Here is a 22431-nt window from a genome sequence, read left to right as displayed (position 1 = left end):
CGTCCTCAGTTCTACTTCCGTACAACTGACGTGACCGGCACCGTGACCCTGCCTTCGGGCACCGAGATGGTCATGCCCGGCGACAACCTGAAGTTCGACGTTGAGCTGATCGCGCCCATCGCGATGGAGCAGGGCCTGCGCTTCGCCATCCGCGAAGGCGGCCGCACCGTCGGCGCCGGCGTTGTGTCGAAAATCACCGAGTAATCACGGTAGGCCGGGCTTCAGCCCGGCACATCGGTGAGACTAAAGAAGGCCGCTCCCTAGGGTGCGGCCTTTTTCTGTTTGCCGGTCTGAGTCGAGTTTTTCTAAACCCATAAATCTTTGACAAACGCGTGCAAGCACCAACCAAATCGTAGATAGATGTTAGCGTCGGATCAGTTGCGCAATGACACTTCGAATGCCACAAATATCGGTAGGCATAAATAGATAGTAGGTACACGATGGAAGCAATATTCGCTCTCCTATTTGTTGCTTTCATTCTCTGGGTGATCTGGCAATTGTTTGCGCTGGTTGGTGATATGGCGGAGCGGCGGGGGCAAGATCGACTACTTTGGCAAGTGGCGGCGCTTTTTATCAACCCGTTTGGAGCAATTGTCTTGCTTTGGCTTTTCGTTCCTGTCCGAGAAGAACTTTAGGCTTTCTGTCTCGCCAGTGTTGGATCGTATTTAGATTGCTGGCGACCTAAAGATTAAGAGTTACAAAATGCTGAAATTTACGTTTGACACAAACTGTTTGATCGACGTGGAACTAAGCCGAGACGGTAGCCGTTCAATATTGACAATAGTTACCGCTCATCGAAAGCGACGTTGTAATGCAGCTTTTGTCGCTGTTAGCGCCTCCGAAAAACAAGAGGGCGACACCTATTTGAACTCGTATCAAGAGTTTGAGGAAAGACTAACTACATCAGGCTTTGGAGATATACCGCTGATTTTGGGCATGATGTACATTGACATCAGTTACATTGATCATGCGCTGATAGCGGGTGACACAATGCTTGAAAGGGAGCGACAGTTTCACGAGGCATTGTTTCCAAACATCGATTTCAAATCAGCGGAGTATATTGAAAGTGCGTCTCCACGCTCTGATGTTGACGAATGCAAATATCGGAAGAAATGGCGCAACGCTTGGTGTGATAGGCAAATGATCTGGGCGCATGAACACCACCAGCGAGACGTATTCGTTACCAGTGACAAGAACTTCGAGAAAAAACTTTCAGGAAAGTTTGGGTTTGAACACTTGAAGATATGCTCGCCGGACGAAGCTGCCGCAATGCTCTGAATAGAGCGGAAGCATGTGAATTCCCCCTTGCCTAACCCCACTAGCCCCACCAACCCGCGCGAGTTCTCAATAAGAACGTCAAGGCGGGGTAATCCCCGCCTTTTGAGTCCGAAGATGGTCGGCAATGTGTGTTTTTCGTCCAGTGCGGCTCGGGTTGCGGCCCTGACGGCATCAGTCGTAGGCGGCATCCACGATGAACTCGACCTTCAATTCAGGGCGCGCCAGTTTGGCTTCGCCGCAGGCGCGGGCGGGTGCATGGCCCTTGGGCACCCACGCGTTCCAGACCTCGTTCAGGCCCGCAAAATCCTGCATGTCCGCCAGCCAGATCGTCACGCGCAGCATCTTTTCGCGTGATGAACCCGCCTGTTCGAGCAGGGCGTCAATTTTTTCAAGGCAAATGCGAACCTGCTCCTGAATCGTCTCACCTTCGGCGACTTGCCCGGTCAGGTAAGCTACGCCGTTGTGCTTTACGATTTTAGAGGACCGCTCTCCGGTTTCTATGCGTTCGATCATGAGGGTTCTTCTCGTTTGTTTCTATCCAGAGGTCTGTCGTTAAGTCATGTGTCAGGTTTTCGAAAGCCGGTGCTGCCAGCGAAACCCTATGCCGGTCAGGCGGGCAGTGCCGTTTCAGCCGCCGCGCGCACGGCCCGGATGTTCTCGCCGTAGACCTCGGGTTTGTCGACGGACCCGCCCTTGAACACGGCCGACCCCGCGACCAGTACGTCTGCGCCCGCTGCCGCGACCAATGGAGCCGTTTGTGGGTCAACACCGCCGTCGATTTCGATATGCACCGGGCGGTCTCCGATCATCTGGCGAAGCTTGCGGACCTTGTTGGTCATGTCGATGAACTTTTGGCCCCCAAATCCCGGGTTCACGGTCATGACGCAGACCAGATCGGTCAGGTCCAGCAGATGCTCGACCGCCTCGGCAGGGGTGCCGGGGTTCAGGGCAACGCCGGCCTTCATGCCAGCCGCGCGGATGGCCTGCAGGGTGCGGTGTGTATGTGGGCCAGCCTCGACATGAGCAGTCAGGATGTCGGCACCCGCGTCAGCATAGGCCTGAATGTAGGGATCGACTGGCGTGATCATCAGATGCACATCCATCACCGTTTTCACATGGGGGCGGAACGCTTTGACCGCCGGGGGGCCAAAGGTCAGGTTGGGCACGAAATGGCCATCCATGACATCAACATGGACCCAATCGGCGCCTTGCGCCTCGATGGCCTGAATCTCGGCTCCGAAATTGGCGAAATCGGCGGACAGGATCGACGGAGCGATCTTTATGGAACGGTCAAAGCTCATGGCGGGCCTCATGCAGGAAACTGGGGTTGCGGGCGCGTATAGCGGGGAATGAGCCTAAAGGGTAGGCCCTGTGGTACAGACTGCGGTGTTTACAAAACTTTCACTGAACCGACACATATCCGTTGAGTGCAAACCGTAGCTACCCGCCAATACGAATTGGGGGTGGCACGTGCTGCACATCAAAAAACTGACCAAACGCTTCGGCGAGAATGTCGCGGTGGATACTGCGACGCTGGACGTGGACAAGCCCTGCATGATCGGCATTATCGGTCGATCGGGCGCGGGTAAATCGACGCTGTTGCGCATGATCAACAGGCTGACGGATGCCAGCGATGGCGAGATCCTGTTCCAAGGCCGCGACGTGACCCAGTTGAAGGGCCGCGACAAGCGCGCCTGGCAAGCGGATTGCGCGATGATCTTTCAGCAGTTCAACCTCGTGCCGCGTCTGGACGTGGTGTCGAACGTGCTGCATGGCACGCTGAACCGCCACTCGACCCTGACGACGATGTTCAACCTTTTCCCGATGGAGGAGGTCCACCGCGCCATCGACATTCTGGATCGTCTAGGCATCGCCGAACATGCGCCCAAACGGGCCGAGGCGCTTTCGGGAGGCCAGCAGCAGCGCGTGGCCATCGCGCGCGCCCTGATGCAGGACCCCAAGATCATTCTGGCGGATGAACCGATTGCCTCGCTGGACCCGATGAACGCTCAGGTGGTGATGCAGACGCTGCGCCGTATCCACGAAGAGGATGGCCGCACCGTCATCGCCAACCTGCACACGCTGGATACTGCGCGGCGCTATTGCGACCGCGTGGTGGGTATGCGCGACGGCCGTATTGTCTTTGACGGTCTGCCCGAGCAGCTGACCACCGGTGTCGCCCGCGAGATTTACGGCGCTGATGCCAGCTTCTCGGAAGAGGCGACATCGACCCAGATCGAAACCCTCGACACCACACAAAAGGCGCTGATGGAAGCCGAAGCGACCGTCTGAGCCAGCCCAACCCCTTTCATCGCCCGGCCCGATGAGAGGCCGGGAACATCAAACTGGAGAGAGACAGATGAAAAAACTAGTTGCTGCCCTTGTTGCGACCACTGCCATGGCTGCGCCTGCAATGGCTCAGGACATCAGCGAATTCCGCATCGGCATTCTGGGCGGCGAGAACGCTCAGGACCGTCTGAACAACAACGAGTGTCTGCGGGAATACACAGAAGAGGCGCTGGGTGTTGAGACCAAGCTGTTTGCCCCCGCCGACTACAACGGCGTTATTCAGGGCTTGCTGGGCGGCACTATCGATATGGCTTGGCTGGGCGCGTCAGCTTACGCCAAAACCTATCTGAGCGAGCCCGAAGCGGTTGAACCGGTTCTGGTCAAAGTGAACGTTGATGGTGGCTACGGCTACTACTCGATCGGGTTTGCCCGCAAGGACAGTGACATCACCTCGCTGGAAGACATGAAGGACAAGACCTTTGGTTTCGGCGACCCGAACTCGACCTCGGGCTATCTGATCCCGTCGATCGAAATCCCGCAGGCCACTGGTGCGACCATGGATTCAGGCGACTACTTTGGCGAAGTGAAGTTCACCGGCGGTCACGAGCAAACCATCGTTGCGGTCAACAACGGCGACGTTGACGGTGGCGTGACCTGGGCCGACGGTCTTGGCGATTGGGAAGACGGCTTCAATTCGGGCGCGCTGCGTCGCGCGGTTGATGCCGGTCTGGTCGACATGAACGATCTGGTCATGATCTGGCAGTCGCAGCCGATCCCCGAAGGCCCGATTGTTCTGCGCAAGGCTCTGCCTGCGGACGTTAAGGAAAAGATGACCGCGCTCATGGCAGGTCTGGCGGACAAGGACCGCGATTGCTTCTACGGTGTTGCAGCAGGTGAGGCCCGCGCGTTCGAGCCGATCACCCACGAGGCCTACGAAATCATCATCGAAGCACGCAAGCTGAAGTCCAACTAAGCCTGTCTCTTCTACTTGCGGGGTTCGGCGCTTTGCCGGACCCCGTTTTCCACTCAGGAGCATTCCATGACAGACCTTTCGGCAGGGTCCTATAGCGTCGATCAGATCCGCGACGACTATACCGCGATGACGCGGCGCAAACGGGTCTATGGTGGTATCCTCCTGATCCTGTTCGTTGCCCTGATGGCAGCAGGCTTCCGCACGGCAGATGACCGCAACGCCGGTAGCTTCATTGATGGCTGGCACCGGGTATTGGATTACCCGTCCGAGGTTCTGTCCGAGGCGTGGGAAAAAATTGCCGAGTTGCCGGCCAATCTGGTCGAGTTCTTTCCGGCTCTGATCGAGACGATCAACATCGCCGCTGCCGCGACATTGGTCGGGACGATTGCGGGCACGTTTCTGGCCCTGATGGCGACGCGCGGTATGGCGCTGTGGCCCTCTTTGATCCCGCTGTTCCGTCGGATCTCGGATATATGCCGTGCGATCCCGGAAATCGTGATTGCTCTGGTTCTGATCTTCATTCTGGGTGGAGGGCCGGTGCCGGCGATGATCGCCATTGCCATCCACACGGCTGGCGCTTTGGGCAAGCTGTTCTCTGAGGTGAACGAGAACGCCTCGCTCAAACCCGTCGAGGGGTTGCAGTCCGTCGGGGCCAACTGGTCACAGCGCATGTATCTGGGCGTGATCCCTCAGGTTGGCCCGAACTATGTCAGCTACGCTTTGCTGCGGTTCGAGATCAATATCCGCGCCTCGGCCATCCTGGGTTTCGTCGGTGCCGGAGGTCTGGGCTACGAGCTGCGCAACGCCATGTCCTGGGGGCAGGGGCGCTACGATGAGGCCGCGGCCATCTTCATCCTTCTCTTTGTCACTATTGTGGTCGTTGATCAGATCTCTGGCTATCTGCGCGACCGTCTGACCCACGGGTCGGAAAAAGGAGCCTCGGCATGAGTACCTTTGCCACCGATCTGTCTATTGACGACCTGAAGGCCGAAGCTGATCGCCTTTTCAGCCGGAAACGCATCGTGAATTTCGGTCTGCCGGGGCTGGTTGCCCTTTACCTGATCTACGTATTCTTCGCCTTCGACGTGCCGGGTCTGACCGAGCGGGCCAACTGGGAAAACGGCAAGACGCTTGTGGCGGACAGCTACAGTTACAAGACCCATATCGCACGCGACAACCGTACTGGCGAGATCTCTGCCGCGATCGAGGGTGAGCGGAAGGGGCGCTATCCCGACGGCACAGCGCCGGATTGGGTCGCGCTGGGTGAGACCACGGTGATCGATCTGGAAGACGGCCATGTGGTGCGTTTTGGGCCCGAGACGATTGAATACGTTATCCCCGGCTACGGCACCGTGCGCGCAACCCCCAGCCGATCGGCTGGTGTGCAGGCCGAACTTCCTGCCGGAGAGGTTCCGGACTGGATCAATGTCTCCAAGAACCGTCTGGCCATCAAAACCGATGCAGGCCGCCTGACTGTGACCCGCAACCGGTCCGAGGTGTTCCGCTACTTCACCGGGTGGGAGCTGTTCTGGTTCACGCTCGACAGCCCCTACTACGGCAAGTCCTTCCCCGAGCTTGTAAGTCTCGCGGCATCCGGTGAGGCGGGCGCGATCCTGAATGACTTCTGGACCAACAAGATGTGGCGGCATCAGGACGTGGCCTGGGCGATCTTTGAGACGATCCTTATGGCGTTCCTCGGCACGTTGGGCGCGGGCATGATCGCTCTGCCTCTGGCCTTCCTCGCGACGCGGAACTTCAACCCGCTGCGCTCGGTCCGCTTTGCAACGCGGCGCGTGTTTGACTTTGTACGCGGAGTGGATGCGCTGATCTGGACCGTGGTTCTGGCGCGTGCTTTTGGCCCGGGACCACTGACAGGGGCGCTGGCCATTTTGGTGACCGACACCGGAACCTTCGGGAAGATCTTCTCGGAGGCGTTGGAGAACGTCGACAACAAGCAGATCGAAGGCATCCAGTCCACCGGGGCCAACGCGCCGCAGCGCTACCGCTTCGGGGTGATCCCGCAGATCACGCCAGTTCTGCTCAGCCAGCTTTTGTATTTCCTCGAATCCAACACACGCAGTGCGACCGTGATTGGCGCGATCACCGGTGGCGGGATAGGTCTGTTGCTGACGCAGGCGATCATCACGCAGAAAGACTGGGAAGAGGTAGCCTATTACATCGTTCTCATCATTCTGATGGTGATGCTGATGGATTGGTTCTCGGGCTGGTTGCGCAAGCGTCTGATTCAGGGTGATACCGGTAAAAAGCGCAAGCCGCGCGGCGCAGCCAAGCTGCAGTCCTGAGCGGATGGGGAATACGATGACGCGTCTGCGCTCTGATCAGCCTTTCATCCATCCGGACTGCCAGATCTCGAACAGCAGTTTTGGAGCCTATGTCGAGATCGGTGCCGGGACGCGGGTCGCCAATTCGCGGTTCGATGACTACTCCTACTGCGACCGAACTTGTGACATTGCGAATGCCGAGATCGGCAAATTCGCCAATATCGCCAGCTTCACCCGGATCGGCGCGACAGATCATCCAATGGAGAAGGCTTCCCTGCATCACTTCCTGTATCGCTCAGCGGATTATTGGGAGGATGCTGAAGACGATGCAGAGTGGTTTGCGCATCGTGCCGGGCGACAGGCGTCGATTGGCCATGACACGTGGATCGGTCACGCGGCGATCATCAAGCCCGAGGTGACGATTGGGCACGGGGCGGTTGTGGCGTCCGGTGCGATCGTGACCAAGGATGTCGCCCCCTACACGATTGTTGCCGGGGTGACCGCGCAACCGATCCGACGGCGCTTTTCCGAACAGGTGTCAGAGAGGCTACTGGCACTGGCCTGGTGGGATTGGAGCCACGACAGATTGCGTCACGTGCTGCCGGATTTCCGTGCATTGCACATCGAGGCGTTTCTGGAAAAATACGAGTAACCCTCCCGCGCCTGCATGTGCATCGGCTGCGCCGATACCCATTGGCAGCCTTGGGCCCGGCGCCGCGCTTTGCGCGGCGCGACCCCCAACGGGATGAGGCCTCCGGCAGGAGGCTGAAGACGGGCGGGAGCGCCCCTTTGTCAGGTCTCGTTCAACGTCAGAGTCACGCGCTCACCGGCGAAAACGGTTTTTCCATACTCGACCGGTTGCCCATCTGGGGCCGCATTGATCCCAACCGAATGCAGGATCGGCGCGCCTTCATTGAGGTTCAGGTGCAGCGACTGCGTCGCTGTTGCTGCGCGGGCCGTCAGCCGCGTGGACGTCCGTATGAAATCCTCAATCCCGCAGAGCTGAAGTGCCTTGGTGACGGATTGCGTTTCGGTCAGGTGGGTGAGGATTTCAGGCAAACGGAACGCCGGGAAGACGCTTTGAAACAGTGCGATGGGTTGGCCGTCTGCCAGTGACAGTCCGTCATAGACATGAACCGGATCACCGGGCCGCAAAGCCAGTGCTTCGGCTTCGGCCTCATCAGCGGCGCGCGTGGTCAGGGATAGGATGCGCTTGCCCGGTATCTTGCCGCTGGCGGAAATGCTCTTGTGGTACCTGACCCGCTTGCCAATCGGATAATCCGTTGGCCGCGCGGTGACAAAAACACCCGCCCCGCGGCGAGGCTGAACCAAACCCTGCTCTGCCAGCTCGGCCAGCGCGCGCCGGACCGTATGGCGATTGACGCCGTGGGTTGCCGCCAGCTGCGCCTCGGTCGGCAGCCGGTCGCCTGTACCAAAGCGCCCCTCGGCGATATCCGAGGTCAGGCTGAGTGCGATGCTTTTCCAGATCGGTGTTTTGCTCATGTCATCAAAACTTCACGGTCTCATGGATTGCCTAAAAGGCGGATGCAGGTTAAGATTTGTCTAGTTGTATAGTTCGAGCAGACAACCGCGACAAGGGCTTTCGATGACAGAACAGATGAAAAGCAACGGGATCACGCGTCAGGAATGGATGGGCCTCCTGGCCCGCGCCCCCGAAGATGCGATGATGCTGCTTTGGGACAAGGTGGCGGATCGTCCGTCGTTCAAGTGGTTGCGCAGCCCCGAGATTGGCGGAGTGATGGTGCGCGGTCGTGCGGGCGCCGTTGGGACCCCGTTCAATCTGGGTGAAATGACGGTCACGCGCTGTTCGTTGGCCTTGGAGGACGGCACAGTGGGGCATGGCTATGTCCAGGGCCGCTCCAAGCCCAAGGCCGAGACCGCCGCACTGATTGATGCTCTGATGCAGACCGAGGCGGCGGATCGTCTGACCGAACTGGTGATCACGCCGCTCAAGACCCAGATGCAGAATACCCGCAGGGCACGTGCGGCAAAAGCGGCGGCCACCAAGGTCGAATTCTTCACGCTGGTCCGGGGAGAGGACTGATGAACGCACAATCGCATTTTTCAGGTGGATTTCAGGACGCCCCGCGCGATGCTGCGTACGCGTTTCGGGCCGCGATGACCGTGATGGCACGGCCCGGCGAGATCAGAACGCTGGTCGGGGCAGCGCCTCCGGCACCGCTATCAGTCGCGGCAGGCACGTTGTTGTTGACGCTGTGTGATGCGGATACGGGCGTCTATCTGGCGGGCGCGGCAGATACGCCGGAAATGCGTCAATGGCTCAGGTTTCATACAGGTGCGCCGATAGTCGAGGCATCAAAAGCGGATTTCGCCGTGGGCCGCTGGTCTGATCTGATGCCTCTGGGTGACTACAGGATCGGCACCTCCGAATACCCCGATCGCTCGACCACTTTGATTGTTGAGAGTGATGCACTCGCGCCTAAGGGTGCGGTTCTGAGCGGCCCGGGGATCAAGACCGCGGCACGTCTGTCGCTGCCGGATATCCCGGCGCTACAGGACAATGCGATGCTCTTTCCCTTGGGCTGTGACTTCTTCTTCACCTGCGGGGATCAGGTCGCGGCCTTGCCGCGCAGCACGCAGATTCAGGCAGAGGGATAGCCGATGTATGTAGCCGTCAAAGGTGGTGAAAAGGCCATCGAAAACGCCCATGCCTGGCTGGCCGAGGAGCGCCGGGGCGATACCGACATCGCCGATCTGAGCATCGCGCAAATCCGCGAACAGCTTAGCCTTGCCGTCAATCGGGTCATGGCCGAGGGGTCGCTTTACGACCCGGACCTCGCCGCGCTGGCGATCAAGCAGGCGCGCGGGGATCTGATCGAGGCGATCTTTCTGATCCGCGCCTATCGCACCACGCTGCCCCGGTTTGGCTATTCCAACCCGGTCAAGACGGGGGATATGGCCTGTGACCGTCGCGTCTCGGCCACGTTCAAGGACGCGCCGGGCGGGCAGGTGCTGGGGCCGACATTCGACTACACGCATCGTCTGCTGGATTTCAAACTGGCCGCCGATGGAGGGGTTGCCCCGGCACCCGAAGGCGACGCCCGGCAAGAGCCGACACCGCATATCACGAGCTTTCTCAAGGGTGAGGGAGTTATTCAGGACGAGCCGCTCAGCGAGGATGCGCCGGGCGACCTGACGCGGGAACCAATGGAGTTTCCGTCGACCCGCCCTCTGCGCTTGCAGGCCCTGACACGCGGGGATGAGGGGTTCGTTCTGGGAATGGCCTATTCAACCCAACGCGGCTACGCCCGCAACCACGCCTTTGTGGGTGAGCTGCGGATCGGTAAAGTTGCGGTCGAGATGGAAATCCCTGAGCTGGGTTTCGCCATTGAGATCGGCGAGGTCGAGCTGACCGAATGTGAAACCGTCAACCAGTTCCAGGGTTCCAAGACGGAACCGCCGCAGTTCACCCGCGGCTATGGTCTGGTCTTTGGGCAGTCCGAACGCAAGGCGATCTCGATGGCTCTGGTCGACCGGGCGTTGCGTTGGAAAGAACTGGGCGAAGACAACCTGGGGGCTGCAGCACAGGATGAGGAATTCGTCCTCAGTCACGCGGACAATATTCAGGCCACCGGGTTCCTCGAACACATCAAGCTGCCGCATTACGTGGATTTCCAATCGGAACTGGAACTTGTGCGCAAGCTGCGCCGCGAGGCGGAAGAACGCATAGCCCCCAAGGAGGCCGCAGAATGAAAGCAGTTGTTTTTGATATCGGTGGCGTACTTGTCGATTGGCAACCGCATCTGGCGTGGGTTGAGGCGTTGGGATCGGAAGACGCCGCCCATGCCTTCATCAAAAGGACAGATTTCCTTGCGCGCAACGCGCGGGGCGACAATGGTGAGCGCTTCGCCGATATGGCGCAGGAGCTTTCGGACCCCCGCGATCAGGAGCTGTTCGCAGCCTATGTCGACCTCTACGCCCGCACGGTCGAGACACCGATCCACGGCACATGGGACGTTCTGGACCGTCTGAAGACGCAAGGCACGCCGGTCCACGCCATCACCAATTGGTCGGCGGAAACCTGGCCCGAGGGGCTGAAGGTGCAACCACGGTTGGGTGAGGTCTTTGGCACGCTGGTCGTGTCGGGGCAGGAGGGTGTGATGAAGCCTGATGCCCGGATTTTCGAGATCCTGTGCGAACGTTCCGGCCACGCGCCCGAAGACTGCGTGTTCATCGACGACGGCCTGCACAATGTCAAAGGTGCAAAGGCAGTGGGAATGGACGCCATTCACTTCACGTCGCCGCAGGCTTTGGACGTCGCGTTGACAGAAAGAGGTTTGCTATGACCGAGTACAACTTCGCCTATCTGGATGAGCAGACCAAACGGATGATCCGCCGGGCGATCCTCAAAGGATTGGCGGTGCCGGGATATCAGGTGCCCTTTGCCAGCCGCGAGATGCCGATGCCCTATGGCTGGGGTACCGGCGGTGTTCAGGTCTCGGCAGCAACGCTGACGCCTGACGATACGTTCAAGGTGATTGATCAGGGTGCAGATGACACGACCAACGCTGTGTCGATCCGCAAGTTTTTTGAGAACACAGCCGGTGTTGCGACCACGGAAGAGACCGAGAAGGCCACCGTCATCCAGACCCGCCATCGCATTCCCGAAGCAAAGCTGACCGAGGATCAGATCCTTGTCTATCAGGTCCCGATCCCAGAACCTCTACGCTTTCTCGAACCACGCGAGACCGAGACGCGAAAGATGCACAGCCTTGAGGAATACGGGCTGATGCACGTGAAGCTTTATGAAGATATCAGCCAACATGGCGCGATCTCGACCTCATATGCTTACCCGGTCAAAGTGTCGGACCGCTATGTGATGGACCCATCGCCAATCCCTAAATTCGACAACCCGAAGCTGGAAATGGACGCAATCCAACTGTTCGGCGCGGGACGCGAACAGCGGATCTACGCGGTGCCGCCGCATACCAAGGTCGTCAGCCTCGATTTTGAGGACTACCCGTTTGAGGCCTCCAAAGCCGATCACCCTTGCGACCTTTGCGGGGCCGAGGACAGCTATCTGGACGAAGTCATCATGGATGACGCGGGCAGTCGGATGTTTGTCTGCTCGGATACGGACTACTGCCGGTCGCGCCGTGAAGCGGGCCACCAAGGCCCCATGACCAGAGAGGACGCGGCATGACCCCGCTGTTGCAAGTCAAGGACATCGAAAAGAACTACGGCGCCCGGATCGGGTGTACGGATGTCAGTTTTGATCTCTATCCCGGTGAGGTGATGGGGATTGTCGGCGAAAGCGGGTCGGGTAAATCGACGTTGTTGAACTGTCTGGCGGGTCATCTTGAACCTGATGTTGGGCAGGTAATCTTTGACACCCGCGCAGACGGTCCTGTCGATACGGTCACCATGTCCGAGCCCGAGCGGCGGATGCTGAGCCGCACAGATTGGGCCTTTGTTCATCAACACGCCCGCGACGGGTTGCGGATGTCGGTCAGTGCGGGCGGCAATATCGGCGAGCGCCTGATGGCCGTCGGGGATCGTCACTATGGCGACATCCGCGACAAGGCGATCGATTGGTTGGGCCGGGTCGAGATCAGCGAGGCGCGGGTCGACGATCGGCCCACGGCGTTCTCGGGCGGGATGCAGCAGCGTCTGCAGATCGCGCGCAATCTGGTGACGGGGCCTCGGCTGGTGTTCATGGATGAACCGACCGGAGGGCTGGACGTCTCGGTTCAGGCGCGTTTGCTGGACCTTTTGCGCGGTTTGGTGCGTGAGATGGGTCTGAGCGCGATCATCGTCACCCATGATTTGGCTGTTGTGCGCCTGCTGGCAGACCGGTTGATGGTGATGAAAGACGGCCATGTGGTGGAAACCGGCCTGACCGATCAGGTGCTGGACGATCCGCAACACGCCTATACGCAGCTGCTTGTGTCCAGCGTTCTGCAGGTTTGATTATTTGGGAAAAGATGAAGCGATGATTGAGCTTACAGACGTCAGCAAGAGCTTTACCCTGCACAATCAGGGCAGTGCGGTCATTCCGGTGATGGAGGGTGCCTCGCTGAAAGTAGGACCCGGTGAATGCGTTGCGCTGACCGGGGCCTCGGGCGCGGGGAAATCCACCTTGATGCGGGTGATCTATGGGAACTATCTGGCAGCTTCTGGCACGGTCTTGGTCGGCGGGTTGGACGTGGCAAAAGCCCAACCGCGCGAGATTCTGGCGCTGCGGCGTGAGACGCTGGGCTATGTCAGCCAATTCCTGCGGGTTGTCCCTCGGGTCCCCACGCTTGAGGTCGTAGCCGAGCCGCTTTTGGCGCTAGGCTGTGACCGGCAAGCCGCTTTGGACAAGGCGGCGGGGTTGCTGGCTCGGTTGAACATTCCCGAACGGCTCTGGTCGCTCAGCCCAACTACGTTTTCAGGCGGTGAGCAGCAGCGCGTGAATATCGCGCGCGGTTTTGCGCATGACTACCCAGCGATGCTGCTGGACGAGCCGACGGCCAGCCTGGACGCGCAGAACCGGGAAACGGTTTTGTCGCTGATCGAAGAGGCCAAGGCCCGCGGGGCCGCAATTGTTGGGATTTTCCACGACGTCGAGGCGCGCGAGCGTGTGTGCGACCGTTCGGTGAATGTCTCGGAATTCACGCCCGGACAGGCGGCATGAGCCTTGCACCCGTCATAGCGGTTGTTGGCCCGTCAGGTGTGGGTAAGGACAGCGTCATGGCTGCACTAGAGGCCCGCGCGTTGGGAATTCAGCGCTTGCGCCGTGTGATCACGCGGCCCGAGGGGGAAGAGGGCGAGGATTTCGACCGGGTCTCGGTCGAGGTGTTTGAGCAGATGGTGCTGGACGGAGCGTTCTCGATGCACTGGCAGGCGCATGGGCTGCATTACGGTGTACCTGTGCAGATCGCGGAACAGCGCACGCAGTGTCAGGCTGTTCTGGTCAATTTCTCCCGTGCGGTTCTGCTGCAAGCGCAGGAAGTGTTCGGGGACCTCATCGTGATTTCGCTGACCGCCGACGCGAAGGTTCTGGAACAGCGCCTTGCGGCACGGGCGCGCGAGACCACCGAAGAACAGGCTAGGCGCCTTGGCCGTGCAAAAGCGCCTCTGCCCGAAGGATTGCGCCGGGTGATCGAGATCGACAACTCGGGCGCGCTGGACGATACGGTCAGCGCGATCCTTGCGCGGCTTCAGCGGGAAAGGGCGTAGCGATGGATCAGGTGAAAACGACCATCCTCGGCCTCGCCCATCAGGGCCAGATCGTCGATCCGAAAGGGCGCGGGCAGCTTTGGGGCCAGATGCGCGTCCAAAGCCGCTTCGACCTCCGCCAGAACGGGTTTCGCCAGTTTTCCGCTCAGCGTGATGTGGAAGCGGAAGGCCTCCAACACGTAAGGATAGCCCCACTGCACCAGATTGACGTCCTGCACCGGGGTCAGGATTGCCGCGCGTCGGCGGGCCAGTTCGGCCTCGGACGCAGGCGCGCGGAACGCGTCAAGCTCTTGCACACAGGCCGCGGCGAGGGCGTTCAGGGCATAGGTCTCTCCGACCGGGCGCAACGCCAGAAACCGGCCCAGTCGCGCGATCTCCAGTCCGTCCAGCGAGACCGGCGCTTGGCGTGCGGCCAGCGTAGCGCAGGCGTCGTAGAGCGCCTCAACCGTCTGCCCATCGCGCAGCCGGAACGGAGGTTTCATCGTCGCGTGCAACCCGTATTTGCGCGGCACCTCGGTGACCGAGGCAACGTCGATCCCGTCCACGGCGGGATGCGCCACCGGTGCGCCGGTCTCTATGTCCCAGCCCAGCCAGCTGGTTGCAAATTGCGTCCACTCTGCATCGGCAGGGGGGGCATAGTAGATCGCGTATCGCGTGAATGTCACATTGGCCTCCTATTTCGTGGCCCGTTCAATAGCTCAAACTGTGTGAAGTTCAGATGACAGAAGAAATGATCCTTGCCAATGCCACGCTCGTTCTTCCGAACGAAACCGTCACAGGGAGCGTTCGGGTCATAGGAGAAAGCATTGCGGATATCGACACAGGCGCTGTGGTCCCCGCTGGCGCGGTCGATTGCGAAGGCGACTATATCAGCCCGGGTCTGGTCGAGCTGCACACGGACAACCTTGAGCGTCACATCCAGCCGCGCCCCAAGGTCGACTGGCCCCACGCCGCCGCGATCCTCGCCCATGATGCCGAGTTGGCAAGCACCGGGATCACCACCGTGTTTGACGCGATGCGGATCGGGTCCATCCCCTCAGGCGCGGCCCGGTATCTGAAATACGCGCGCGGCCTGTCGCAGGAACTTTGGGACCTGCGCGAACAGGATGCGCTGAAGATCAGCCACTTCCTGCATCTCAGGGCCGAGGTGTGTTCTGAAACACTGGTCGAAGAACTAGACGAGTTCGGCCCTGAGGACCGTGTTGGTCTTGTCTCGATCATGGATCACACACCGGGTCAGAGGCAGTTTCGCGATCTCTCGAAGCTTGAGGCCTATATGAAGGGCAAATACGCCATGGACGATGATACGTTCATGCAACACGTGGCCCATCTGAAAGGGCTGCGTGACCGGAATGGCGAAAAGCATGAGGTTGAGACCGTCAAGGCCGCCAACCGATTTGGTGCGGTTTTGGCCAGCCACGATGACACGACGGAAGAGCAGGTCCGGGTTTCCGCAGATCACGGCATTCGTCTGGCCGAGTTCCCGACGACGGTTGAAGCTGCTCGTGCCTGCCACATGCACGATATAAAGGTCATGATGGGGGCGCCGAACATCATCCGGGGTGGGTCGCATTCGGGCAACGTCGCGGCGCAGGAACTGGCCGATCTGGGCCATCTGGATATCATCTCGTCCGACTACGTGCCCTCGGCCTTGCTGCTGTCGGCTGTGCGGTTGGGGCAGATGTGGGGTGACATGGCGCGCGGGCTGCGGACTGCAACCCAATCCCCGGCGCAGGCCGTGGGGCTCGAGGACAGGGGCGTGTTGCGCACCGGCGCCCGCGCGGATCTGATCCGGTTCCGCATGCGGGCAGGTGTTCCCGCCCTGAATGCGGTCTGGTCGCGCGGGCGACGCGTCGCCTGATCAGGCCATGTAGAACAGGTAGCGGTCCGGAGCGATGGTTTCTGGCCCTTCGATCTGATCGAACCCGACCAGTGGCTGGCCCGAGATCAGCAATCCTCCGGGCTGCATCACCTGCGCGATCAGAGGGCTGAGGCGCGCCGCCTCGGCCACGTCATCCGCCTTGATCCCCCGACCGAAATCATAGTGCGCCATCGCCATCTTGTGACCTGCGCTGGCAAGCTTTCGCAGCATCGGTTCGGCCTCGCCCTGCAGGAAATCCTGTTCCGGAGGCGTGCTGTCGGGGTGGCATTGCAAAACGCGATCCATCACCCAGATGCGACGCTCAGGCAGGATTTCACGCAGATGGTCATAGGTGCGCCCATTGCCCAACCCCATGTCCAGCACATCACCTGTCTGATCAGCGATCTTCGCAGCGGCCCAATTCAGCCCGTCGCGTTGCGCGGTCAGGCGGCGCAGCATGGAATCCAGTCGGCTCATTCGGGGTCTCCGTTTCCGTGTCCGGGGGCGGTCCAGAGGGTCGCCGGCCCGTTCAGCAGGTGTTTCAGCAAGGCTTCGGTAAAGGCCCAGATGTCTTGATCATGGACCAGATGATGGGTCAATACGCCGAGCGGTTCGCTGTTGTCGGCGCGCCCTTCCCGGCGGTCCTGCAGCAGCGCGGTGGTGTCCCGGATCAGCGCGTCAGGTGCCGCCAAACTGCGGCTGCCGCGCCAGTCGATCGGGTCGATATGGGTGTTGACCTGCTCCAACCCCGGCGCGGCCTGCGCCGATGTCCGAGGGGTCGCGGTCGAGAGGATTTCATACCCGAGATCGGGCAGACGTGCGGCAATCTCGGGCGCGATACGGTTCCACGGGGGGACGAACATGGGACACAAACTATCCGGAAATAGGGATTGCAGGCGCGTCATACCGGCCTCGGCGTCCTGCAAGATCGTCTCCATGGGACGGTGCAGCCGGAATTCGGATTTCTTTTCCTCTGGCGGAGCGTGGTTTTCATGCGCCCAGCCGTGGACAACCGGTATCAGGTTCGGCCGCTGCGCCATGGAAGAGGCCAGTTCGCTTGTCGCATCACGCGGGATGATCGCCAGGTGAACCGAAATCCCAAGCCGTTCAGACAAGGCGGAGAGTTGGTCCAACTGAGGCGTCGGAGCAATCGCATCGTCGTCCCGCCACCACAGCGGAAAAGACAACCCTTGGTCGCGCCAAATCGCCAGTTCTTCGTCCAATATGTGCCAGTCTACCATCATCTGCGCGCGTCCCAGAGCCTCTGAGCGATCTCAACGCTGCGCTGTGCTCCGTCGAAGCCAAAGCCCTGCGTCGAACGGGGCACGTCTGAAATGACTCTCTGCAGCGCCTCGGAAAGACGGGCCGCGTCAAGGTCTTTGCTGGGAAGAACTTCCATCGCCGAAAGCGCAGACAGGCTTTGCCCGCGCAGGCTTTGTTCCACTTCATTCCCGTCATCAAACGGCACCATCACCGCCGGAGTACCCGATTGCAGCAGGTCCATTGCGGTGTTGTAGCCGCACATGCTCACCGACGCCGCTGCATGAGGGAGCATTTGCCGAAAATCCGGGCGCACAGGTTCGATGATCACAGGCGCGCCTTCGGCCAGCCGCGACAGTTCAGAAATGCGTGCTTCGGCATCACGCCCGCCCACCAACAGGCGCCAGCGCCTGTTGGGCATCTTTCGGGCGGCCTCGATGGCCGCGTGAAAGATCGGCTGCCCTACCGATCCACCGCCCGCGCTGACCAGAATCTCTCCCTCACCAACACCGTCCGGATGGGGCTGCGGTGCAACCGGCGCGACAAAGCCGGTATAGTGCAAATATCCGGCCAGCCGCTCCGAGACGGGCCAGCTGACAGTCAGCGGCGTGATACGCTCATCCGCGTGAACCAGAACACCGTCATAAAACGCGTCAATTATCTCTTCGGCCCGTTCGGCCTTGGAGGGTTTGGACGGCGGCGCCAGAATATCGCGGATTGAGCTGAGGATGACGGGGTTGTGCGGCAGTGCCCGCGCGGTGGTCAGAGCAGCCTCGAATTCACCTGCCAACACGCGGCGGCCAAAGGGGAAAAGCTCGGTGATCAGCACGTCCGGACGGAACGAGCGGACGGCCTCAACCAACGCCACGGTTCGCGCGTTGCGATAGGTTTCATCGGCCTCTTTGCCATCCTCACCCAACAGCCGGGTAAAGTTGGTCCCGTCCGAGCGCAACGGCGGCAAGCCAAACAGCGTCAGGCCCGTGCTGTCAAGCTGCGGCGCTGACATGCCGCCAGAAACCACCATCACCTCATGGCCTGCACCAGCAAAGGCACGCCCCAGCGTCAAGGTTCGGCTCAGGTGCCCGGTTCCCAACAGGTGGGTGACGACAAGCATCACTTTCATGGCGTGGCCTCGCGCTTGTTCAGGCGGGTTGGTTCTGCTTCGGGCGTCATCGTCTCCATGTCGATGACATAGAGCCTGTTGCGCTTGATTTTGAAAGGGGCAGGGCCTTCAAAACCCCATCCCCAGGCCCGCGCCAGAATGACCCGCATGATGCCGATGTGACATACGGCCAGGGCGTCTTGCCGGAGTTCTGCCAGCCAAGGCGCGAGACGATCTGCAACCTCAGCTGGGCTTTCGCCATTCGGAGGGCGGTAGTCCCAACCCCAGTCTTCGATATGTTTGTAGCCGCTGGCCGGGTCTGCAATCAGGTCTACACCGCGCAGCCCCTCCCAATCGCCCCAGTTCATCTCGATCAGCGCATCGCTGGTCATCGGGGCACGGCCCGAGATGATCTGCGCCGTCTCACGCGCACGATGCAACGGGCTGGCCCAGATCTGGACCTGCTCCCAAGAGGCGGGCAGAGCGTATCCGGACAGTTCAGTCCGCGCTTCGGGGTCCAGTGCGATGTCGCTGCGCCCCTGAATTTGTCCGGCGCGGTTCCAAGGTGTATGACCGTGTCGCAGCAAGGCCAATCTGGTCATGCGGAACCCTCCAACATGGGCCGGAGGGCCTGCCAGAACCGCCGCGTCGCGCCCGACATCAGGTGGCGGTCGGCAACGTATTGGCGAGCCTTTCTCCCCAGCCGCCGCCGCTCTTCACGGTTTTGCAACAGGGACTGCATGTGTCGGGCCAGGCCTTGCGCCGCTTGTTCGACACTCGGGTAGTCCGAGGGCGAAAGCACGTCACGCACGCCGGGGCGGTCTTGCGCGACCGCAGGCAGGCCCGCGGCCTGAGCCTCAAGATAGATCATGCCGTAGGCTTCGTTGACGCCGGGCCAGACCACAAACCCCGAGTTCTGATAGAGTTGGCCCAAGCTCTCTTGATCCAGTTGGCCCAGTAACGTGACCTTTTCGCCGAACGGGGCCATGAGTGCTTCAACTTCGCCTCGGGCCGGTCCGTCGCCTGCGATCTGCAACTGCCAATCGCCAGTGAGATATGTCAGGGCTTCGGCCAGCAGCTGATATGAGGCCAGCTTGTCCCCGTGCCGCATCATGCCGACCGCCAGCATCGGGCCCTCGGCAGCGGCCTGAGGGGGCAAATCCGAAATCGGCAGAAACGGTGGTAATTCGACCAGAGCCTGAGTGCCAAAGCGGTCTCGCTCCAACGTGATCAGATCATTTGCGGTGTGATAGAAAATCACCTTGGCCGCATCGCAGGCCTCATGGGCGGATTGCGCGAACCCGGCCCAAGGGCCATTCAGGCGGCTGCTGGCCCGTGTGCTTTCCATTTGAACATAGGGGATCCGCCGCGCCGCGCAGACCTGCGGGCCAATCAGATCCGGGGCTTTGTAGTAGTTGTGATAGGTCACCCAAAGCGAAGTGTCTTGCGGCAACGCGGTGATCAGGCGTTGAGTTTCGGCTTCGGCCGCCGCGCGCAAGGCGTGCTGTTTGGAGGTATCTCCGTGCTTGTCATAGATCCGCAGCTCGGAGACAAGGTCGACGTGATCCCCCTCGGCGGCAATGGCGGTGATCAGGTTCCGCGCCATCTCGCGGTCGCCCGAAGGGGTCGGGCTGTGTGGAGACTTCATAGGGGCGTAGAACGCCACGCGAGCCATCAGACCGTTTCCGGGCACAAAGCGTTCAGCCGATCCGAAAGCCGCGCGATACCCGGGTCCATCCGGAACTCGGCCAGCAAACGGTCATAGGCGGCATGGGCCATTTTGGCGGTGGTTTCGGGATCGCGCGCAAGCATCAGCATCGCGTCGGCCAGCGCCTTTGGGTCGTCATCCGACAGGATGCCGTGGGTGCCTGAGGTGATGAATTCAGGAATCGCCGACACCGGCGTCGATAGGATCGGCAGGCGTTGCGAGGCGGCCTCCATCAACACATTGGGCAACCCGTCGCGGTCACCATCCTCGGCAATGCGGCTGGGCAGGACGAAGAGGTCGGCCGCGCGCATGGCCTCGATCACTTCAGGCTGATCGCAGGCGCCTTTCCAGCTGATCCGGTCGGCGATGCCGGCTGCCGTGGCGCGGTCGCGCAGTACGTCCCCCAAGGCGCCACCGCCGATATGGGTCCAATGCCAGTCCAGCGCCTCGGGCAGCAAGGCCAAGGCATCAATCAGGCGGTCGAAGCCTTTCTTTTCGACCAGCCGCCCGACCGAGATCATTTGAAACGGCCCGTCCGCCGGGCGAAGCTCCCGGTTCGCGGGGCTTGGAAAGCGGGCAAGGTCCAACCCGTGGTAGATCAGGTCAACGCGTGCGGGGTCATCCGCCAGCTCCCGCAGATGGGCGGCCCCTATAGCGGTACATGTGGCCCCGAAGGCAGCGCCGTAGGTTGCCGCTTGCAGCTTTTCGCGCTTTTCCCATTCGGGCGAAGTCCAGATATCCTTGGCGTGGGCCGAAAAGCTCCATGGTACACCGCGCATGATGGCGGCATAGCGCGCCACCGATGAGGGCGTGTGCATGAAATGGGCATAGAGCGCCTGCGTTGCGCCCGGTAGTTCCGCTGCCAAAACGCAGGCCTGTCCGAAGCGGCGAATGCGGTTGTGGGTCGGGTCGCGGCGCAGGTCCTGCCGCCAAACGCGGTGGGCCTCGGCATAGCCGGGCAGGCGCTGGGCGATGGCCCGTGCGGCCCAGACGCGCTGTGGTTCCTGATAGAGGTACTCGGGCAGATAGCGCACCTGACCCTTGAACCGGTCATGCAGAGGATGGCGCTTGGTGTCGGTTGGGTGGCGCAGGGACCAGATGTCAAACTGATGCCCGGCCTCCTGCAAGGCGACCAGTTCCTGAGCAATAAACGTCTCGGACAGGCGCGGCCATCCTTTGACCAGCACCGCGAGTTTCGGGTCTTGGGATGTCATCCGGTCGCTCGTTCCTGTTCCCGACGCAGCAGCGCATCGACGCGGCCTGTCACATAGTCCAGACCGTCCAGCAAACCGTCGCTGATCGCCTGCGAGGGCAGGGGCTGACTCGGCAGTTCGCGGATTGCGCGGATCATTGCGTCTGTCGTCAACCCGTCGCGCTGTTCGTCCAGCATGCGGACAAGGCCAAGGTTTTCAGCGCGCGAGGCGCGTATCCATTGTTCCAATCGGGGCGTGGTGCGCGGCACGATGACCGCACGTTTGTCGAAGGACAGCACCTCGCAGAACGTGTTGTAACCGCCCATGCAGACAACGCCCGCTGCCCCGGCAAAAAGCGTTTCGATCTGGGATTCGAACCCGACCGCCGTCACGCGCCCATTCAGCGCGGCCACGCGGGTTTCAAACTCATCGCGCGACTCGCCCGACAGGAAGGGCCCATAGACCAGCACCGCACGGGGCGACAGGGTCGGGTCCTGTTCGTAGGCCGAGAGGACCAGATTGACCATCGCCTTGCCATCGCCGCCACCACCGGGCGTGATCAGGATATAGGGTTGTTCCGGGGAGTCTCCGATCGGGCCGAGGTCGCGGCGCAGATAGCCGGTCCAGTGCAGGCGCGACCGGGCCGAGGGGCTGAGGGGCAGACCCTCGGTCGGGTCGTAGATCGAATGCAATCCGTAGACCCAGATTTCATGATAGAACCGTTCGGTCGCGGCGATCGCATCCTTGCGGTCCCATTCAGCGGCCAGAACCTCGGGCTCGTCCAGAACATCGCGCAGGCCCAGAACCAGCTTGGTGTCGCAGGACTGTTCGAGGAATTCCAGCGTCGGCAGCAGCTCTCCGCGAAAACCGGTGGGTTCCTTGTCGACGATCAGGACATCGGGGTCGAATTGCTGAACGGCTGTCTTGATCAGGCTCGAGCGCAGCTCGGTCACCTCATCAATACCCATGCCAATCGTGCGGGCCGCATAGGACCCGTCCGAGCGTTTGGTCACCCCGGGCAGGCGCACATGGTCGACGCGGCGGGGAAAGGTGAAACGCCCGGCCACAGGCGATCCGGTCAGGATCAACGCGGATGCGCTTGGGTCGGCTTCGGTCATCGCCGCCGCCAGCGCGCGCGAACGGCGCAAGTGGCCTAACCCAAAGGTATCGTGGCTGTAAAATAGCAGGCGCGGCGCGCGGTCCGGATTGTCTTGTTTTTTGCCTAGGCTCATAGGGTCGCCCGTTTTATTGGTCTGGGTGCTGCATCCGCGCGTATGCAAGC

The 22431-nt window shown here is 60.9% G+C and carries 28 protein-coding genes; 17 read left to right on the top strand and 11 right to left on the bottom strand.

From position 1 onward, the window contains the following. From AC2FD8_RS14330 to AC2FD8_RS14320, 3 genes are all read left to right on the top strand, one after another. Window positions 1–204 (top strand): EF-Tu C-terminal domain-related protein (locus AC2FD8_RS14330; protein WP_496856821.1); only part of this gene is annotated, 204 nt, incomplete at its 5' end. Window positions 205–440: 236 nt separating this feature from the next. Next, entirely contained in the window at window positions 441–635 is a 195-nt protein-coding gene (locus AC2FD8_RS14325; protein WP_496856823.1) for a hypothetical protein, read from the top strand. A gap of 97 nt (window positions 636–732) precedes the next feature. Further along, window positions 733–1278 (top strand): hypothetical protein, encoded by a 546-nt coding sequence (locus tag AC2FD8_RS14320; protein WP_496856825.1) that lies wholly within the window; start codon window positions 733–735, stop codon window positions 1276–1278. A 171-nt stretch (window positions 1279–1449) separates the two neighbouring features. On the opposite strand, the gene AC2FD8_RS14315 is transcribed toward AC2FD8_RS14320, so the two are convergent. Both AC2FD8_RS14315 and rpe read right to left on the bottom strand, forming a co-directional pair. Next, entirely contained in the window at window positions 1450–1791 is a 342-nt protein-coding gene (locus AC2FD8_RS14315; RefSeq protein WP_496856827.1) for a RidA family protein, read from the bottom strand. Between the two features lie 95 nt (window positions 1792–1886). Beyond that, window positions 1887–2579, bottom strand: coding sequence for a ribulose-phosphate 3-epimerase (gene rpe, locus AC2FD8_RS14310; protein WP_496856828.1), 693 nt, complete (start codon window positions 2577–2579; stop codon window positions 1887–1889). Window positions 2580–2748: 169 nt separating this feature from the next. On the opposite strand from rpe, the gene phnC reads away from it, so the two are divergent. The 5 genes from phnC (at window position 2749) to AC2FD8_RS14285 (ending at window position 7474) form a co-directional block, all read left to right on the top strand. Then, window positions 2749–3570 carry a phosphonate ABC transporter ATP-binding protein gene (gene phnC, locus AC2FD8_RS14305; RefSeq protein ID WP_496856830.1) on the top strand — a complete coding sequence of 274 codons (822 nt, stop codon included), beginning with the start codon at window positions 2749–2751 and terminating at the stop codon, window positions 3568–3570. Between the two features lie 67 nt (window positions 3571–3637). Then, entirely contained in the window at window positions 3638–4540 is a 903-nt protein-coding gene (gene phnD, locus AC2FD8_RS14300; protein WP_496856832.1) for a phosphonate ABC transporter substrate-binding protein, read from the top strand. Window positions 4541–4606: 66 nt separating this feature from the next. Continuing rightward, window positions 4607–5488 (top strand): phosphonate ABC transporter, permease protein PhnE, encoded by an 882-nt coding sequence (phnE, locus tag AC2FD8_RS14295; RefSeq protein WP_496856834.1) that lies wholly within the window; start codon window positions 4607–4609, stop codon window positions 5486–5488. Continuing rightward, complete coding sequence (gene phnE, locus AC2FD8_RS14290; protein WP_496856836.1) at window positions 5485–6843, top strand: phosphonate ABC transporter, permease protein PhnE; 1359 nt, start codon at window positions 5485–5487, stop codon at window positions 6841–6843. Before phnE (AC2FD8_RS14295) ends, phnE (AC2FD8_RS14290) begins: the two co-directional genes overlap by 4 nt. 16 nt (window positions 6844–6859) lie before the next feature. Further along, window positions 6860–7474, top strand: a complete 615-nt coding sequence (locus AC2FD8_RS14285; RefSeq protein ID WP_496856838.1) for an LbetaH domain-containing protein — start codon at window positions 6860–6862, stop codon at window positions 7472–7474. Window positions 7475–7614: 140 nt separating this feature from the next. Here AC2FD8_RS14285 and phnF read toward each other — a convergent pair whose 3' ends face one another. Further along, window positions 7615–8325 carry a phosphonate metabolism transcriptional regulator PhnF gene (gene phnF, locus AC2FD8_RS14280; protein WP_496856840.1) on the bottom strand — a complete coding sequence of 237 codons (711 nt, stop codon included), beginning with the start codon at window positions 8323–8325 and terminating at the stop codon, window positions 7615–7617. Window positions 8326–8440: 115 nt separating this feature from the next. Here phnF and phnG point away from each other — a divergent pair, with 115 nt between their 5' ends. From phnG to phnN, 8 genes are read left to right on the top strand one after another with little or no spacing between them, the layout of a single operon-like run. Then, on the top strand, window positions 8441–8887 hold the full coding sequence (phnG, locus tag AC2FD8_RS14275) for a phosphonate C-P lyase system protein PhnG (RefSeq protein WP_496856841.1): 447 nt from the start codon (window positions 8441–8443) through the stop codon (window positions 8885–8887). Further along, on the top strand, window positions 8887–9462 hold the full coding sequence (phnH, locus tag AC2FD8_RS14270) for a phosphonate C-P lyase system protein PhnH (protein ID WP_496856843.1): 576 nt from the start codon (window positions 8887–8889) through the stop codon (window positions 9460–9462). Before phnG ends, phnH begins: the two co-directional genes overlap by 1 nt. Before the next feature lie 3 nt (window positions 9463–9465). Further along, window positions 9466–10557, top strand: coding sequence for a carbon-phosphorus lyase complex subunit (locus AC2FD8_RS14265; protein WP_496856845.1), 1092 nt, complete (start codon window positions 9466–9468; stop codon window positions 10555–10557). Next, entirely contained in the window at window positions 10554–11150 is a 597-nt protein-coding gene (locus tag AC2FD8_RS14260; protein ID WP_496856847.1) for an HAD family hydrolase, read from the top strand. The genes AC2FD8_RS14265 and AC2FD8_RS14260 overlap by 4 nt, the downstream gene beginning before the upstream one ends. Continuing rightward, window positions 11147–12007 carry an alpha-D-ribose 1-methylphosphonate 5-phosphate C-P-lyase PhnJ gene (locus AC2FD8_RS14255; RefSeq protein ID WP_496856849.1) on the top strand — a complete coding sequence of 287 codons (861 nt, stop codon included), beginning with the start codon at window positions 11147–11149 and terminating at the stop codon, window positions 12005–12007. Before AC2FD8_RS14260 ends, AC2FD8_RS14255 begins: the two co-directional genes overlap by 4 nt. Beyond that, window positions 12004–12774 (top strand): phosphonate C-P lyase system protein PhnK, encoded by a 771-nt coding sequence (gene phnK, locus AC2FD8_RS14250; protein WP_496856851.1) that lies wholly within the window; start codon window positions 12004–12006, stop codon window positions 12772–12774. The genes AC2FD8_RS14255 and phnK overlap by 4 nt, the downstream gene beginning before the upstream one ends. A 22-nt stretch (window positions 12775–12796) precedes the next feature. Continuing rightward, complete coding sequence (gene phnL / locus AC2FD8_RS14245) at window positions 12797–13480, top strand: phosphonate C-P lyase system protein PhnL (RefSeq protein WP_496856853.1); 684 nt, start codon at window positions 12797–12799, stop codon at window positions 13478–13480. Beyond that, entirely contained in the window at window positions 13477–14025 is a 549-nt protein-coding gene (gene phnN / locus AC2FD8_RS14240) for a phosphonate metabolism protein/1,5-bisphosphokinase (PRPP-forming) PhnN (RefSeq protein ID WP_496856855.1), read from the top strand. Before phnL ends, phnN begins: the two co-directional genes overlap by 4 nt. Here phnN and AC2FD8_RS14235 read toward each other — a convergent pair. After that, on the bottom strand, window positions 14007–14690 hold the full coding sequence (locus AC2FD8_RS14235) for a DUF1045 domain-containing protein (protein WP_496856857.1): 684 nt from the start codon (window positions 14688–14690) through the stop codon (window positions 14007–14009). The genes phnN and AC2FD8_RS14235 overlap by 19 nt on opposite strands. Before the next feature lie 53 nt (window positions 14691–14743). Between AC2FD8_RS14235 and AC2FD8_RS14230 the strand changes: the two genes are divergently transcribed. Then, window positions 14744–15886 carry an alpha-D-ribose 1-methylphosphonate 5-triphosphate diphosphatase gene (locus AC2FD8_RS14230; protein WP_496856859.1) on the top strand — a complete coding sequence of 381 codons (1143 nt, stop codon included), beginning with the start codon at window positions 14744–14746 and terminating at the stop codon, window positions 15884–15886. Here AC2FD8_RS14230 and AC2FD8_RS14225 read toward each other — a convergent pair whose 3' ends face one another. The 7 genes from AC2FD8_RS14225 to AC2FD8_RS14195 are packed head-to-tail and all read right to left on the bottom strand — an operon-like array spanning window position 15887 to window position 22381. After that, window positions 15887–16363, bottom strand: coding sequence for a class I SAM-dependent methyltransferase (locus AC2FD8_RS14225; RefSeq protein ID WP_496856861.1), 477 nt, complete (start codon window positions 16361–16363; stop codon window positions 15887–15889). Beyond that, a complete protein-coding gene (locus AC2FD8_RS14220) occupies window positions 16360–17130 on the bottom strand; it encodes a polysaccharide deacetylase family protein (protein WP_496856863.1) in 771 nt (256 codons plus the stop codon). Before AC2FD8_RS14220 ends, AC2FD8_RS14225 begins: the two co-directional genes overlap by 4 nt. Next, window positions 17127–18269, bottom strand: coding sequence for a glycosyltransferase family protein (locus tag AC2FD8_RS14215; protein ID WP_496856865.1), 1143 nt, complete (start codon window positions 18267–18269; stop codon window positions 17127–17129). Before AC2FD8_RS14215 ends, AC2FD8_RS14220 begins: the two co-directional genes overlap by 4 nt. Next, window positions 18266–18850 (bottom strand): histidine phosphatase family protein, encoded by a 585-nt coding sequence (locus tag AC2FD8_RS14210; RefSeq protein ID WP_496856866.1) that lies wholly within the window; start codon window positions 18848–18850, stop codon window positions 18266–18268. The genes AC2FD8_RS14215 and AC2FD8_RS14210 overlap by 4 nt, the downstream gene beginning before the upstream one ends. Next, window positions 18847–19923, bottom strand: a complete 1077-nt coding sequence (locus AC2FD8_RS14205) for a glycosyltransferase family 4 protein (protein WP_496856868.1) — start codon at window positions 19921–19923, stop codon at window positions 18847–18849. Before AC2FD8_RS14205 ends, AC2FD8_RS14210 begins: the two co-directional genes overlap by 4 nt. Further along, complete coding sequence (locus tag AC2FD8_RS14200; protein WP_496856870.1) at window positions 19923–21170, bottom strand: glycosyltransferase family 4 protein; 1248 nt, start codon at window positions 21168–21170, stop codon at window positions 19923–19925. Before AC2FD8_RS14200 ends, AC2FD8_RS14205 begins: the two co-directional genes overlap by 1 nt. After that, entirely contained in the window at window positions 21167–22381 is a 1215-nt protein-coding gene (locus AC2FD8_RS14195) for a glycosyltransferase family protein (RefSeq protein WP_496856872.1), read from the bottom strand. The genes AC2FD8_RS14200 and AC2FD8_RS14195 overlap by 4 nt, the downstream gene beginning before the upstream one ends. Window positions 22382–22431: the final 50 nt, after the last annotated feature.

Source organism: Ruegeria sp. YTSC192 (assembly GCF_059609705.1).
The sequence above is the reverse complement of the archived record's forward strand: the minus strand, read 5'-3'. Positions and strand labels throughout refer to the sequence as shown.

Coding starts and splice junctions, on each gene's coding strand:
- AC2FD8_RS14325 (WP_496856823.1), top strand. CDS start 441: ATGGAAGCAATATTCGCTCTCCTATTTGTTGCTTTCATTCTCTGGGTG.
- AC2FD8_RS14315 (WP_496856827.1), bottom strand. CDS start 1,791: ATGATCGAACGCATAGAAACCGGAGAGCGGTCCTCTAAAATCGTAAAG.
- rpe (WP_496856828.1), bottom strand. CDS start 2,579: ATGAGCTTTGACCGTTCCATAAAGATCGCTCCGTCGATCCTGTCCGCC.
- phnD (WP_496856832.1), top strand. CDS start 3,638: ATGAAAAAACTAGTTGCTGCCCTTGTTGCGACCACTGCCATGGCTGCG.
- phnE (WP_496856834.1), top strand. CDS start 4,607: ATGACAGACCTTTCGGCAGGGTCCTATAGCGTCGATCAGATCCGCGAC.
- phnE (WP_496856836.1), top strand. CDS start 5,485: ATGAGTACCTTTGCCACCGATCTGTCTATTGACGACCTGAAGGCCGAA.
- AC2FD8_RS14285 (WP_496856838.1), top strand. CDS start 6,860: ATGACGCGTCTGCGCTCTGATCAGCCTTTCATCCATCCGGACTGCCAG.
- phnF (WP_496856840.1), bottom strand. CDS start 8,325: ATGAGCAAAACACCGATCTGGAAAAGCATCGCACTCAGCCTGACCTCG.
- phnG (WP_496856841.1), top strand. CDS start 8,441: ATGAAAAGCAACGGGATCACGCGTCAGGAATGGATGGGCCTCCTGGCC.
- phnH (WP_496856843.1), top strand. CDS start 8,887: ATGAACGCACAATCGCATTTTTCAGGTGGATTTCAGGACGCCCCGCGC.
- AC2FD8_RS14265 (WP_496856845.1), top strand. CDS start 9,466: ATGTATGTAGCCGTCAAAGGTGGTGAAAAGGCCATCGAAAACGCCCAT.
- AC2FD8_RS14260 (WP_496856847.1), top strand. CDS start 10,554: ATGAAAGCAGTTGTTTTTGATATCGGTGGCGTACTTGTCGATTGGCAA.
- AC2FD8_RS14255 (WP_496856849.1), top strand. CDS start 11,147: ATGACCGAGTACAACTTCGCCTATCTGGATGAGCAGACCAAACGGATG.
- phnK (WP_496856851.1), top strand. CDS start 12,004: ATGACCCCGCTGTTGCAAGTCAAGGACATCGAAAAGAACTACGGCGCC.
- phnL (WP_496856853.1), top strand. CDS start 12,797: ATGATTGAGCTTACAGACGTCAGCAAGAGCTTTACCCTGCACAATCAG.
- phnN (WP_496856855.1), top strand. CDS start 13,477: ATGAGCCTTGCACCCGTCATAGCGGTTGTTGGCCCGTCAGGTGTGGGT.
- AC2FD8_RS14230 (WP_496856859.1), top strand. CDS start 14,744: ATGACAGAAGAAATGATCCTTGCCAATGCCACGCTCGTTCTTCCGAAC.
- AC2FD8_RS14225 (WP_496856861.1), bottom strand. CDS start 16,363: ATGAGCCGACTGGATTCCATGCTGCGCCGCCTGACCGCGCAACGCGAC.
- AC2FD8_RS14220 (WP_496856863.1), bottom strand. CDS start 17,130: ATGATGGTAGACTGGCACATATTGGACGAAGAACTGGCGATTTGGCGC.
- AC2FD8_RS14215 (WP_496856865.1), bottom strand. CDS start 18,269: ATGAAAGTGATGCTTGTCGTCACCCACCTGTTGGGAACCGGGCACCTG.
- AC2FD8_RS14210 (WP_496856866.1), bottom strand. CDS start 18,850: ATGACCAGATTGGCCTTGCTGCGACACGGTCATACACCTTGGAACCGC.
- AC2FD8_RS14205 (WP_496856868.1), bottom strand. CDS start 19,923: ATGGCTCGCGTGGCGTTCTACGCCCCTATGAAGTCTCCACACAGCCCG.
- AC2FD8_RS14200 (WP_496856870.1), bottom strand. CDS start 21,170: ATGACATCCCAAGACCCGAAACTCGCGGTGCTGGTCAAAGGATGGCCG.
- AC2FD8_RS14195 (WP_496856872.1), bottom strand. CDS start 22,381: ATGAGCCTAGGCAAAAAACAAGACAATCCGGACCGCGCGCCGCGCCTG.